Below are 13218 nucleotides of genomic sequence, written 5' to 3'. Positions count from 1 at the left end.
CGCCCCCATTCCGGGCTGCCAGTTCGGCACGCTCAGCACCCCGATGACCTGCCGCTCGGCCCCCGCATACGCCGACGCCACCCGCTCACCCGCAGTCGACCCCGCGGCATCGACCGTCACCGCGGGCATCTGCGGCGTCATCTCCGCGAGCACCTCGGCGACCGTCTCCCGCGCGATCCGCAGACGCTCCAGCCCCTCCCGGGCCAGCTCCAACTTGACGGAAATCACCGCGAGTTCGGCCTCGAACTCCTCCACCCGAACCCGGGCGGCCGCCTCGCGCGCCTCCAACTCCTCGAACAGCGAACCCATCAGCCGCCCTCCTCCACCACCACCGTAGAGACGAACAGCCCCACGCACAGCCCCGATCAGCAATCTCCCAGCTCAGCCCTTCCCTCCAGAAGAACCGCACCCCGTGCCGGTGATTCGCTTCGACCTGGCTTCCTTTCCCCAACACCTCGACCTGGCCGCAGAGCACGGCGGCCAGGCCTCCGGGTGGCGCGGGGATCTGATCACCGGTACCCGGGCTGTGCGGCTGGAAGAGGTCCGGGCCGTCTACTACAGGCGGCCCGGACTGCCTGACATCAGCCGCACAGTCGATCCCGCCTACCGCGAATGGGCACAGGGGCAGGCCCTGGTCGGTATGGTCCAGGTCTTGAGCTCCCTGCCGGTGGTCTGGCTGCACCATCCCGACGTCTACAGGGCGTCCGCACACAAGCCGGGGCAACTGGTAGCCGCTACCGCCGCAGGCCTGCGTGTCCCGCGCACTCTGGTGACGAACAGTCTGCCGCGGGCTCAACAGTGGGCGGCCCAAATCGACGGGCAGCTCATCGTGAAGCCGGTCACCGCGGGGGCGATTACGTTGGGCCACCGCAACATGATGCTGCCTACCCGGCGGTTCGAGGCGTCGGACCTCGACGACTCCCTGGAACTGACCGCACACATGTTGCAGGAGTGGATTCCGAAGCAGTTCGAGGTGCGGCTCACTGTCGTGGGTGACCGAATGTTTCCCGCAGCCATTCATGCGGGTAGCGAAGCCGCACTGGTGGACTGGCGGAGCGACTACGACTCTTTGACCTATGAGCCGACCCACATCCCCGACGACGTCGCGGCGGGCGTCCGTCGGTTCATGACCGGATACGGCCTCAACTACGGTGCGTTTGATTTCGTCGTGACCCCGGCAGGCAACTGGGTGTTCCTCGAATGCAACCCCGCCGGGCAATGGCAATTCATCGCGGCAGCAACGAAGCTGCCGATCGCGGAGGCACATGCCTCCCTCCTGCAAGGAGCGGAATGAACGACGCTGACGCTCGCCCTCTCCGGGAACTCCTGGCTCGGGGCCTGGCTGCGGCCGGCCACGGGGAGCAGTGGACTCGTGCCGTGGAGCAGGTCCCCAGGCACCTGTTCGTACCGGCGGTCTACGAGCAGGACGGTACCGGACAGTGGTCCGAGATCACCGGTGCGACGCCGGGCTACCTGGAGCACGTCTACGCCGACCGGGCCCTCACCACACAGGTCAAGGAGGGCGAACCCACATCCTCATCCAGTGAGCCGGGGCTCATGCTCACGATGCTGGACGCGCTGGGGGTGCAACCCGGTCAGCGCGTCCTGGAAATCGGCACCGGGACGGGATACAACGCGGCGTTGCTGTCTCATGTGCTGGGGGACAGCAACGTCACAACCGTCGATGTCGACCCCGAGTTGACCACGGACGCCGCACGCCGACTGCGCGAGGCCGGGTACCGGCCGACCGTACACACCGGTGACGGTGCGGTCGGGCTGTCCACGCGCCCTCTGTTTGACCGGATCATCGCCACCTGTCAAATGCAGTCCATCCCGCCCGCGTGGCTTCGACAGGCCACCAACGGCGCAGTGATGGTTGTTCCGATCGGCTGGGGGCTGGCCAGGCTCACGGTTGAGGACGGACAGGGGGTCGGCCAATTCCTGCCCCAAAGTGCCTACTTCATGGCCCGAAGGACTCCCCGAGTCCGACCCCGCTTTGACGAGCTGGCGACGGAACAGGCCACGAGCACAAACCTTCCTGCTCAGGAAATTCTGACGCGCCTGGAGTTCCCGTTGGCACTCGCTCTCCCCGGATACCGCACCTGCACCTGGGGCGGGGATGCGGGCGGAGCGACGGCAGTCGGCATCTGGACGCCGGACGGAGCAACCGCCACGGTCAGTTGGGACGGCTCCGTGCGCCAGATCGGGCCACGCAAGTTGTGGGACACGGTCGAGGAGCTGAGCGAACAGTTCGATGACGCGCCCCGGCGCGAGGACTTCGGACTCACGATTACCCCCGAGCGTCAACGCTCCTGGTGGAAGAACGAAGAGACGGGATGGGATCTGCCCGCCGTCCACTTCACCGAATAACGCCCCTGCCTGGAGCCTGAAGCACGAAAGGCCCCTCCCTGGACAGTTGTCCATCCAACGTTGCCGCCCGCACGCCACACAAGACCTCCGACGAGCATTCGGTGAACGCGGATGAAACGGTGTCACCGGCTGCCTCGCGCGAACCCCACTACCCGTGGTGGGTAGTGGGGCTCGGACGGCGTGTGTGCGTCAGACCTCGCCGAACTCGCCGGCCTGGACGGCGGCGACGAACGACGACCAGGCGTCGGTGGGGAAGACGAGGGCAGGACCTTCGGGGTCCTTGGAGTCACGGACGGGCAGTACACCCGGGAAGCCGGGAGCCACCTCGATGCAGTCGCCTCCGTTGTCGCTGTAGCCGGACTTACGCCACTCGGCGCTGGCCAGGTCAAGGATCGGGCCGGTCATTCGTGCTCCTTCCGAGCAGCGCGGATCACGGCAAGCGAAGCCACCTTGGGAAGCGACTTCACCTGAAGCCGATCGTAGTCACGGCTCCATGCCTCGACCTTCCTGCATTCCCGTTCCAGGACGCCCGAATCAGCCTCCGGGAGTTGTGGGCCGAGCCGAGCCGGACCGTCGCGGTCAACGGCTGCCGGGAGGGCTGAGATTGACGCAATCCTCCCGGCCGTGAACGGCCGGGGCTCCGCAAGAATTCACTGAAAGGATCCTGAGACATGACGCACATCCCATGGCAAGGACGGGCCGCCGATCTGGCCGCCCGGGCGACCGATCCGGACTCCCGATGGCGGAACCCGGTGGCCGGCATCCCCCGGCACGAACTGGTCCCCAGGTGGTGGGAGCCTGTCGAGGACGGCACTTGGCAGCTTCAGGTAGGGGAAGCGAACCCGGACTTGTGGCTCCAGCAGGCTTACGGGAACGAGTCCCTGGTGACCAGCGTGGGCGGGTTGCACGCGGACCATGCGAAGCCGGATGACCGCCCGACCGGGCTGCCCACGTCGTCGGCCACGCTCACGCCGCTCGTGGTCAAGATGCTGCGGCACGGCCGGATCGCCGCCGAGCACGACCTGCTGGACATCGGCACCGGCGCGGGCGGGTTGACCGCCATCGCTGCCACGCGGCTCGGTTCGGACCGCGTGACGAGCGTGGACATCGACGGGTACCTGGTCGACGCCGCGCGGGACCGCCTCGCAGGCATGGGGCTGAGCCCTCGCTTCGTCACTCAGGACGCCACCGACGCCCTCCCGGGCGACTACGACCGGATCGTGGCCACCGTGTCGGCCCGCCCCGTTCCGGTCTCGTGGCTCCAGGCGCTTCGGCGCGGAGGACGGCTCGTCACCACCATCGCGGACACGGCGCTGATCCTGACGGCCTGGAAGACCCCGGACGGCGGAGCGACCGGCGTGATCGAACGCGACTGGGCGGGCTTCATGACCACGCGCCACGGCTCCGCATACCCGCCCGGCCTGGACGAGCTGTTCGAGACCGCCCGCGAAGCCGAGGGGGAGGACGTCAAGCTCTTCCGGTACCCGGTCGCCGACATCCGCAACAACTGGGAAGTCTGGTCGATGCTCACGATCAACATCCCGGGCATCGAAGTCGACTTCGAGGAGACCCCCGAGGGCCGTACGGCCTGGCTCGCCCATCCGGACGGGTCATGGGCACGCGCAGAGGCCACGAAGTTCGAGCCGCCGACCGTCCACCAGAGCGGCCCCCGTCGCCTGTGGTCGGAACTCGAATCCATCCGGAACTGGCGGGAGGTCGAAGGCGGCCTGCCGCTCTACGGCTGCCGCGCCGTCGTCACCCCGGACGGCGCGATCCACCTGTCCCGGGGCCGATGGTCGGCCACCATCGGCTCACCGTAACCGGACGGCCCCGTCCGGCTTCTCCAGGGCGGGGCCCTGCCTGGAACGGTGTCAGCAGGAGGAGTCCGCGCATGAAACGACGCGCTGCGGTCATCGGCCTCGGCCACCAGGTGCTCGAAGACCACCTGCCCGGCCTGCTCGCCTCCAGCAGGGCCGAGCTCGTCGCCATCTGCGACAGCAACCCCGACACCCTGCGGCAGCGGCAGGAACAGCTCCAGGTCCCGGGATTCACCCGCACCGGTGAGCTGCTGGACGCGGTGGCCCCGGACTTCGTGGTTGTCGCCGTCCCGCACCACGCCGGACGCGAGGTCGTCCACGAGTGCGCCGCCCGGGGCGTCCACGTCCTCAAGGAGAAGCCGTTCGCCACCAGCGTGTGGGAGGCCCGGGATCTCGCCCAGGTCTGCCAGGCCGGCCAGGTCGAGCTGATGGTCACCCTCCAGCGGCGCTTTAACCCGATCCACGCGAGCGTCGCCGGGATGCTGGACCAGATCGGCATCCCCTTCCTGATCGACGGCCAGTACACCTTCCACACCGACGACCCCGGCGCCGGGTGGCGCGGGGACATCCGGCAGGCCGGGGGCGGCTGCATCATCGACATGGGCTACCACCTCATCGACCTGCTGCTGTGGTACTTCGGCTTGCCCAGCCGGGTCATCGCCGAGTTCTCCACCACCGCCGTCCCCGGCGACGGATACGACGCGGAGGACACCGCCGTCATCCAGCTCGGCTACGACACCGACCTGTACGGCTCGGTGCTGCTGTCCCGGTGGGTGGCTCCGAAGACCGAGCGCCTGCACGTGGTCGGCACCCGCGGCTCGGTGCTGCTGACCAAGGGCCAGGTCCAGCGGCTCGACCTGCACGGCGCCGTGGTGGAGGAGCTGACCCGCCCCCACGCTCCCGCCTCGGCATCGGCCGCGCAGATCGACTACTTCTGCCGGGTCCTGGACGGCGAACGGCCGAACACCTCCGGCCCCGACCAGCACCTCGCGCACGCCGCGTTCATCGCCTCCTGCTACCAGTCCAAGGCAGCAGGGCGCTACATCGACCCGAAGGAGATGCTGTGACCAGCACCCTCGCCCTGCTCGGCGGCAAGCCCGAAGTCACCGCCACGGGACCGCACTTCAGTTGGCCGCCGATCGACGACACCACCCGCGCCAAGGTCGCCGCCCAGCTTGAGGAGTCGATCTCCATCCCCGGCCGGTCCGGCATCGTCGCCGAGCTGGAGGGCGGCCTGCAGGAGTACTTCGGCGTCCGGCACGCGGTCACCACCAGCTCTGGCACCGCCGCCCTGCACGCCACCTACTGGGCCGCCCGGATCAAGCCCGGCGACGAGGTCATCGTTCCGGCCTGGACCTTCCACGCCACCGCCTCCCCGCTCTTCCACCTCCGCGCGGTGCCCGTGCTGTGCGAAACCCGGCCGGACGGCAACATTGACCCGAACCGGATCGAGGAGCTGATCACCCCCCGAACCCGCGCGATCATGGTCACCCACCTGTGGGGCAAGCCCGCCGACATGACCGACCTGGTGGCCGTGGCGAACGCCCACGACCTGGCGGTACTGGAGGACGGCTCCCACGCCCACGGCGCGAGCATCGCCGGGCAGAAGGTCGGCACGTTCGGCCTCGCCTCGGCCTTCTCCCTCAACGGCCCCAAGCCGCTGTCCGGCGGCGAGGGCGGGTTCGTCCTCACGGACGACGACGACACCTACCACCGGGTCATCACGCTCGCGCACTACAACAAGCGGGCCAAGACCGAGATCCCGGAAGGCCATCCGCTCGCGCGGTACGCGGTCACCGGGGCCGGCCTCAAGCTCCGCATCCACCCCCTTGCCGCCGCCATCGCCCATGACCAGCTCGCCCGCCTCGACGGCTACGTCGTCGGCCGGGCGGAGATCGCCCGCTACCTCACCGGCCAGCTCGCCCGGACACCCGGCCTGGAAGTCACCGAGATGCCCGACGGGGTGATCCCGTCCTGGTACGGGTTGACGCTCACCTACAAGCCGGATGAACTCGACGGCCTGCCGATCGAGCGCTTCCACCAGGCGCTGATCGCCGAGGGCGCCACCGAGTTCGACCGCCCCGGCTCCACCTGCCCCATGAACCAGCTCCCGCTGTACCAGCAGCCCGGACCACTGTTCCCCGGGCACCCGCACTCCCACCGCCGGTACAAGGCAGGGGACTTCCCGGTCGCGGAGCACGCCCACGCCCACATGATCAAGCTCCCGGTCTGGCATCGTGAGCAGGATCTGGAAGTGGCCGAGCAGTACGTCCGCGCGGCCGTCAAGATCAGCGACCATCACAAGGAGCTGCAGTGACTGTCACCTCCCCCGAGTTCGTGGCCGGCCTGGCGACCGATGCCGAAGCCGCCGGAATCAGCGGCTTCGTCGCCGCCGCCGTGATCAACCACGACGGCCGGGTCCTGCTCGTGCGGCGCAACCCCGACGACTACATGGGCGGCCTGTGGGAGATCCCCTCCGGGACGGTCGAGTTGGAGGAGGAAGAGTCCATCCTCGACGCCCTGTACCGCGAGACCGCCGAGGAGACCGGGCTGACCATCAAGGAGGTCACCGGCTACATCGGGCACTTCGACTACCAGAACAGCCGCGGCGGCACGACCCGCCAGTTCAACTTCGCCGTCACCGTGGAGAAGACCGAACCGGTCGTCCTCACCGAGCACGACGCCCACCAGTGGGCACTCCCCAGTGAGCTCCCCGAAGTGAGCGACGCGGTTCGCGAGCTGATCGCCCGCTGAGCTGGTGCGAGTGCGGCGGGGCCCTCGGATTCCCCGAGGGCCCCGCCACAGCGCGACCGCGTCGGCTCTGAACTCCGGGTTGTACTTCGATGGCCTTGCCACGCGGATCTTCACCTTCCTGGATCTACAAGATCCATTGTCAGGTGTGTCCACATCGCCGGGGTCACCTCACACAGAGCTGCACCCCGCCACAGTTCCTTCCCATGTGCGGCCCGTGCTCGCCCTGTGTGCCCTCGGTGCGGCACTGTGACCGGCCCGGGTCCCCCGTCGCCGATCAGCATCAGTACCCCCGTACTGCAACCAGGGAGCGGACGTTGGACAACTCGGCACCATGTGGTGCTGTGGGGTGCCGTGCTCAAGGCTCGGGCGCATCACGTGGTTGGGCAGGCGTCGCCCACCCAGGAGTACGGAACGTGGGCGGCCCGGTCTCTCTATCGCCGGGAGGTCGACCAACTGCGGGAACAGCCCACCGGGGGCGCCGAGATGGAGCGACAGTCGAGCGCGCGGGATAGTCATCGACTACGACCGCTGGCCTATCCCGTGCCTACGCGTGAACCTGACGCGCGATCCCCACTGCCCGCCGTGGGCAGTGGGGCTCGGACAAGGTGCGCGTCAGACCTCGCCGAACTCGCCGGTCCGGATCGCGGCGATGAACGACGACCAGGTGTCGGCGGAGAAGACGAGGGCAGGACCTTTGGGGTCCTTGGAGTCACGGACGGGAGCGAGGTGGGGGACGTCAGTGGCGACCTCCACGCAGTCACCACCGTTGTTGGAGTGTGAGGACTTGATCCAGGAAGCGCCGGACAGGTCTACGCGGTCGGTCATGACTGGAATTCCTTTCGGGCCCGATGATGAACTGTCAGGTGTAGTAGGGCTACCCCGGAAGTCAGGCAGGCAGATGGTGGTGACCACCGCCCTGATTAGCGGTCAGCCCGCGTCGACTTCCGCCCTCCACATGGTGCGGAGTTGCGCGTCGACGTCGCCGGCCTGGCGGAGGCCCGCCTGGTAGGCCGGTTCCCAGGCCGCCAGGTCGCCCGGGTCCGAGCCGAAGGCGCGCACCGAGGCCGGGTCGGGGCCGATGGTCACCACGGTGTCCGCCCCCACGGCCGCCAACTGCCGGTTGAGCGGTTCCCGGGGGAACAGGTGCGCCATCGGCTCGACCACGACCAGCGTGCGGGCCCCAGCGGCGAGATCGGCGTTGGTGCCCGCACGCAGCGCACCGTCCATGTACCGCCGGCCGTCGATGGCGACGGGCGGCGCGGCCCCGGGGAAGGCGCTGCTCGCCGCCACCGCGTGCACCAGCGGTACGCCGCTGTCGCGGTCCCACACCACGGGCTCACCGGTGGTCGCGTCCACGGCGGTGATCAGCAGTCGTCGCTCCGGCCACGCGTCCGCACCGATCAGGGTGGCGCGCCCCGCGAGCAGCGCCTCCTCGGCTCGGGGGCTGGTGCCGTCGAGCGCGAGGCGGCCGACGCGACGCCTGGCCTCGCCGGGTTCCAGGCTGCGGTCGCCGAGTACGGCGAACACCGCGCCCATCCGCTGAGGGTCGGGCTTGACCCGGTGAGCGGCCTGGCGGGCGGAGGAAGCGAGGCGCCCCGGGTCCTGGCCGGTGGCGAGTAGTGCTCCGATGATCGCGCCGGCTGACGTGCCGACGATCAGGTCGGCTTCGCCCAGATCCACGCCGTTGCGGCGCAATCCGTAGGCCAGTCCGGCTGTCCAGGCCGTGCCGACGTGACTTCCGGGGCCCAGGACGAGTGCTCGGTCGAAGGTGCGCAAGGTGGTCTCCCCTCGTTATTGAAACAGTCGTACCATGTACTCGCCAATGCCGTTTCAACTCCGATGCGCCGAAGGGAGATCCACCGTGGGACGACCCGCCGACCCCGCCCGTCGCGAGCGCACGCCGGCTCGGGCGACCGACTACGTGCTGGCGCACGGCCTGGCCGGACTGAGCCTGCGACCACTGGCCACAGCCCTCGACACCAGTCCACGGATGCTGCTCTACGACTTCGGCAGCAAACAGGAGTTGGTCGCGGCGGTCCTCGCCGAGGCCCGCCGCCGAGGTGCGGTGCGTCTGGCCGGGCACCGTCCGGCGGCGACGGATTCCGTGCAGGAGCGGCTGCGGGGCATCTGGGGGTGGATCAGCGCGGACGAACGCGCGCCGTTCGTCCGGCTGTTCTTCGAGGTGCACGCCGACGGCCTGGTCCACCCCGAGAACTACCCCGACCAGGCCGAGGCGATCACGGACTGGTTCGACACTCTCGGCGCCACCTTCCGGGACGTCTCCACCGGCCCTGACGACACCGTCACGCCCACGTTGGTCATGGCCGTCATCCGGGGTCTGCTGTTCGACCTCACCACCACCGGCGACCGCCGGCGCACCGATCGCGCGCTGGACCGCTTCGCTGAACTCCTCGGGCGGTGAACGCGCGAGAGGCGTGACGGACGGACGGGGCTGTGTGCGGTGACGGTGACGTCAGCGCGGCCGAGGTAGGTGTACGTGATGGTTCTGCCCCGCGCCGTATCCGGACGAGGCAGGCGCCGCCGCCCAGCCCGAGCAGGGTGCACGCCACGACGGACAGCGCGGGGGCGGACACCAGCACGGCGAAGCCACCGGCCACGATGTTCCGGCCGCCCGGCGCGGGGTACGCCACCGGCGGGAACGGCCGTGGCCGTTCCCGCCGGTGGGTGCGGAGGTGGGTGCGGAGGAGGGCGGACCGGCTACAGCAGGTGCTGCGCCCGGAGGTCCGCCACGTACTTGGTGATCAGGTCCTGCGACAGGTGCGGGATGTCGTTCTCCTCGTTGAGGGCGGCGGCCCGGACCGCCTCGCGGAACCGGTGCGCCGGCAGGGCGGATCCGGGCAGCGGCTCCGACGGCGTCGTGAAGGCGTGCAGCAGGGGGAGCAGCGAGTGCTGCCGCTGGCGGTCGGGCAGAGCGCGCATGGCGCTCTCGAAGCGGTCGAGCCACTCGTCGTAGTCGTCGATGCGCGTCAGGGGGTGTCCGGACGCCACCAGCCAGTCGACGAAGGTGTCGAGGGAGATTCCGTCCTCGTGCGGGTTCACGATGTTGAAGGTCCGGTACCCCTCCCGGGTGTCGTCGCCCAGCGCGGCGACGGCCTGCGCGGTGAAGTCCACGGGCAGCGCGTCGTAGTGCCCGGCGCCGTCGCCGGTGCCCCGGGCGTAGAAGCTGCCGGGGGCGATGCCGGTCGCCAGCAGGCTCAGCAGGAGGCGGGTGAACACGTCCGGGACGTTCAGCTGCCCCCGGTAGCGCGGGTGGGCGAGGATCAGGTTCGAGCGGAACACGGCGACCGGGAGGCCGAACGTGTCGTACGCCTCGCGCAGCAGCACCTCGCCCGCCCACTTGCTGGCCGCGTAGCCGTTCGCGTAGCCGCTGCCGAGGTCGCGCGTCCCGCAGGCCGTGCGGATGTCCGCGTCCTCGTCGGCCGCGGCCTCGGAGTCGAAGACGACGGCGACGGTCGACAGGTAGGTGAACTGCTTGACCTTGGAGGTGACCGCGAGCCTGATCAGTTCGGCCGTGCCCAGCACGTTGGGGCCGAACAACTGGTCGTAGGGCAGGACGTGGTTGACGAGTGCCGCCGGGTGGACGATCAGGTCCACGGTGTCGGCCAGCCGCTGCCAGGTCTCCCGGTCGAGTCCGAGGTCGCTCTCCCCGACATCGCCGGCGACCACCTCCAGGTGCTCGGCGGCCAGGCCGTGGTAGCGCCGGAGGAGCTCCGGGTCGCCGCTGTCGAAGGCCGCGTCGAGCCGCGCCCGGGCCGACTCGTCGGTGGCGCCGCGGACCACGCAGACCAGTGTGCCGCCGCGCTGCGCGACGCGCTCCAGCCATTCGAGGCACAGGAAGCGGCCCAGGTAGCCGTTGGCGCCGGTCAGCAGGACGGTCCGCGCCTCGGGCAGCGGGCCCCTCGGCCTGCCGGTCCGCGTCGGGGTCCCCGTGTCGAGGAACGCGTCCAGGGTCAGGTCGCCCGCCACGAGCCGCGTCGCGCCCGGTCCGTGGACGCGGTCGGCGGTCGGGCGGCGGTCTCCCGACGCGAGGGCGCTCTCGATGTGATCGGCCACCCGCTGGAGCGTGTTGACCGGGTTGATGACGACGTCGACGGGGACGTCGACGCGATAGACCTCCTTGAGCAGTTGGGAGAACGACAGTGCGGAGAGGCTGTCACCGCCGAGTTCGAGGAAGCGCGTCCCGGGGTGGACGTCGTCCTGCCGGTGTCCGAGCAGCGCGCGGGCGGCCAGGCACACGGTCTCCCGTACGGGCCGGGACGGGCCGACCTGGCGCAGGGCCCGGAGTTCGTCGCTCTCGCGCTCGGTCAGCTCGGCGTACAGGGCTTCGAGGCGCTCGCCGTAGCGCTTCGCCAGCGCGGGGCGCAGCAGCTTGCGCACGCCGGAGAGCAACCCGTTCTGCTGGCTGAACGGCTCGGTCTCGATGAGGAAGTCCCGTGGGATCTCGTACGAGTTGAGGCCCGCCTCGGTGGCGAGGCGGTGCAGGGACTCGCGCAGGAGTGACCTGAGGCGCGGGGTGTCCTCGCCGACGCGGTCGAGTGCCTCCTGGGCGGGCACGATGACGGCGAGCAGGTAGGCGCGGGCGCTGTTGCCGTAGACGAAGACCTGCCGGACGAGCGGGCTGCCGGTGAAGAGGGTTTCCAGGCGGGAGGTGGCCACGAACTCGCCCTGCGACAGTTTGAGGACGTTGGAACGGCGGTCGACGTACACGAACTCGTCGGGGCCGGTGAGGGCCACGATGTCGCCCGTGCGGTAGAAGCCGTCCTCGTCGAAGACCTGGGCGGTGGCGTCCGGCCGCTGGAAGTAGCCGGGAACGAGGCGTTCCGACTTGACCAGCAGTTCGCCCCTGGGGTGCGGGGAGTCGGTGCGGAAGTACCCCAGCTCGGGCACGTCCGCCAGCCGGTGGTCGGTCACCGGCGGGCGCAGCACCCGGCCGTCGAGCGAGACCAACCCGGCTTCCGTCGACCCGTAGCCGTTGAACACCCTGATCTGCAGGCAGCTCTCGACGAAGGCCGACAGCTCCGCGCTCATCGGGGCCGAGCCGTAGGTGGCCCACAGGACGCGGCCGCCCAGGGTCTTCTCCCGCAGCTCCTCCTCGACGCGGTCCGCCTGCCCGGCGGCGTGGCCTCCCGCCTCGTTCCGGCGGGCCGACTCGCTCTGGTAGCGCTGGAAGAGCATGTCGCAGATGCGGGGCACCAGGAGGAACTCGGTGGGGCGGACCAGGGAGAGGTCCTCGAAGAGGGTCGACAGGTCGTTCGACGCCACGAAGTAGGAGGTGCCCCCCTTGGCGAGCGTGCCGAACAACACACCCCGGCCCATCATGTGGCTCAGGGGCAGGTAGTTGAGCACGATGGACGGCCGCGTCCCCAGGCCGGGCACGAAGTCGATCCAGAAGTTCTTGACGAGACGCTCGGTGTACACGGCGCCCTTGGGGGTTCCGGTGCTCCCCGAGGTGTAGATCAGCGCGCTGAGCGCGTCGGCCGTCGAGCCCTCGGGGATCCGGGGAAGCGGCGGCAGGCTCCTGCCCCGCTCGGTGATCGACGCCAGCGTGTCCAGGGTGATGCCCCGGCCCTGGGCCGCGAGCCGTCCGCGGGCGGCGTCCAGCGCCTCCTGGTGGTCGGTGACCTCCGGGCGGTGGCCGAGCACGACGATCCTGCCCAGTGCCGGGGCGTCCGCCGCGACCTGGAGCGCGATGTCGAGGTGTGCCATGTCCACCGCGAGCAGGCGCGGTCCGGTCTGCGCGAAGACGGGGGCCAGGTGTCCCGCCGAGGCGCCGGCCTGGAGGGGGACGCTCACCGCGCCGGAGCGGACGCAGGCCAGATCCAGCACGGCGTACTCGGCGCTCGTGTGGCCGAGGACGGCGACGAAGTCGCCCGGGCCCACGGGGTGGTCGGGGTGGTGACGCCACTCGGAGGCCACGGCGCCGACGCGTTCCCACAGTTCGCCGTAGGTGATGGTGTCGAACCGTTCCAGGAGGCGCAGGGTGGTGCGGCCGGTGTCCGGGTCGGTGACCGGTTCGGTGGCGCGCTCGCCCAGAGCGGGGCGGTCCGCGTACCCCTCCATCACCGTGGCCACGAGGTCGGCGAGCGGTAGGCCCGGTCGCCGGATCGCCTCGCTGACGGCGTCCAGGGGTGCGGCGGCGCGGAACTGCGGATCCGTCGCGTACAGGCGGGCGCTGCGTTCAGCGGCGCGTGCGTCGAACTCGTCGGCCGGGGGCGGTAAGACGGACATGGCTGCTCTCCTCTACGGCCTCGAAGGC

Annotated in this window: 11 protein-coding genes and 1 pseudogene; 7 read left to right on the top strand and 5 right to left on the bottom strand. The window is 70.1% G+C overall.

Annotation, left to right across the window (positions count from 1 at the left end):
• A pseudogene (locus ACIPLC_RS23940) lies at positions 1-309 on the bottom strand (hypothetical protein); the annotation flags it as partial.
• 103 nt (positions 310-412) lie between these two features.
• Between ACIPLC_RS23940 and ACIPLC_RS23935 the strand changes: the two are divergent.
• Both ACIPLC_RS23935 and ACIPLC_RS23930 read left to right on the top strand, forming a co-directional pair.
• Positions 413-1294, top strand: a complete 882-nt coding sequence (locus tag ACIPLC_RS23935; protein ID WP_400475039.1) for an MvdC/MvdD family ATP grasp protein — start codon at positions 413-415, stop codon at positions 1292-1294.
• An 83-nt stretch (positions 1295-1377) separates the two neighbouring features.
• Complete coding sequence (locus tag ACIPLC_RS23930; RefSeq protein WP_400475038.1) at positions 1378-2370, top strand: methyltransferase domain-containing protein; 993 nt, start codon at positions 1378-1380, stop codon at positions 2368-2370.
• Between the two features lie 189 nt (positions 2371-2559).
• Here the strand turns inward: ACIPLC_RS23930 and ACIPLC_RS23925 are convergent, their stop codons facing one another.
• Positions 2560-2775: a DUF397 domain-containing protein gene (locus tag ACIPLC_RS23925; RefSeq protein WP_400475037.1), complete on the bottom strand. Its 216-nt coding sequence runs from the start codon at positions 2773-2775 to the stop codon at positions 2560-2562.
• 266 nt (positions 2776-3041) lie between these two features.
• Here ACIPLC_RS23925 and ACIPLC_RS23920 point away from each other — a divergent pair, with 266 nt between their 5' ends.
• The 4 genes from ACIPLC_RS23920 to ACIPLC_RS23905 all read left to right on the top strand — a co-directional run bounded on the left by ACIPLC_RS23920 (position 3042) and on the right by ACIPLC_RS23905 (position 6941).
• Complete coding sequence (locus tag ACIPLC_RS23920; protein WP_400475036.1) at positions 3042-4190, top strand: methyltransferase domain-containing protein; 1149 nt, start codon at positions 3042-3044, stop codon at positions 4188-4190.
• A gap of 71 nt (positions 4191-4261) precedes the next feature.
• Positions 4262-5254, top strand: a complete 993-nt coding sequence (locus ACIPLC_RS23915) for a Gfo/Idh/MocA family protein (RefSeq protein ID WP_400475035.1) — start codon at positions 4262-4264, stop codon at positions 5252-5254.
• Positions 5251-6504, top strand: coding sequence for a DegT/DnrJ/EryC1/StrS family aminotransferase (locus tag ACIPLC_RS23910; protein ID WP_400475034.1), 1254 nt, complete (start codon positions 5251-5253; stop codon positions 6502-6504). Before ACIPLC_RS23915 ends, ACIPLC_RS23910 begins: the two co-directional genes overlap by 4 nt.
• Positions 6501-6941, top strand: coding sequence for an NUDIX domain-containing protein (locus ACIPLC_RS23905; RefSeq protein WP_363584655.1), 441 nt, complete (start codon positions 6501-6503; stop codon positions 6939-6941). The genes ACIPLC_RS23910 and ACIPLC_RS23905 overlap by 4 nt, the downstream gene beginning before the upstream one ends.
• A gap of 612 nt (positions 6942-7553) precedes the next feature.
• Here ACIPLC_RS23905 and ACIPLC_RS23900 read toward each other — a convergent pair.
• Both ACIPLC_RS23900 and ACIPLC_RS23895 read right to left on the bottom strand, forming a co-directional pair.
• A complete protein-coding gene (locus ACIPLC_RS23900) occupies positions 7554-7766 on the bottom strand; it encodes a DUF397 domain-containing protein (protein ID WP_400475033.1) in 213 nt (70 codons plus the stop codon).
• A gap of 102 nt (positions 7767-7868) precedes the next feature.
• Positions 7869-8717 (bottom strand): patatin-like phospholipase family protein, encoded by an 849-nt coding sequence (locus ACIPLC_RS23895; RefSeq protein ID WP_400475032.1) that lies wholly within the window; start codon positions 8715-8717, stop codon positions 7869-7871.
• 85 nt (positions 8718-8802) lie between these two features.
• On the opposite strand from ACIPLC_RS23895, the gene ACIPLC_RS23890 reads away from it, so the two are divergent.
• A complete protein-coding gene (locus ACIPLC_RS23890; protein WP_400475031.1) occupies positions 8803-9363 on the top strand; it encodes a TetR/AcrR family transcriptional regulator in 561 nt (186 codons plus the stop codon).
• 296 nt (positions 9364-9659) lie between these two features.
• Here ACIPLC_RS23890 and car read toward each other — a convergent pair whose 3' ends face one another.
• Positions 9660-13190: a carboxylic acid reductase gene (gene car / locus ACIPLC_RS23885; protein WP_400475030.1), complete on the bottom strand. Its 3531-nt coding sequence runs from the start codon at positions 13188-13190 to the stop codon at positions 9660-9662.
• Positions 13191-13218: the final 28 nt, after the last annotated feature.

The sequence above is a fragment of the Kitasatospora sp. NPDC086801 genome, assembly GCF_044745805.1.
In the GTDB taxonomy this organism is placed as follows: domain Bacteria; phylum Actinomycetota; class Actinomycetes; order Streptomycetales; family Streptomycetaceae; genus Kitasatospora.
The sequence above is the reverse complement of the archived record's forward strand: the minus strand, read 5'-3'. Positions and strand labels throughout refer to the sequence as shown.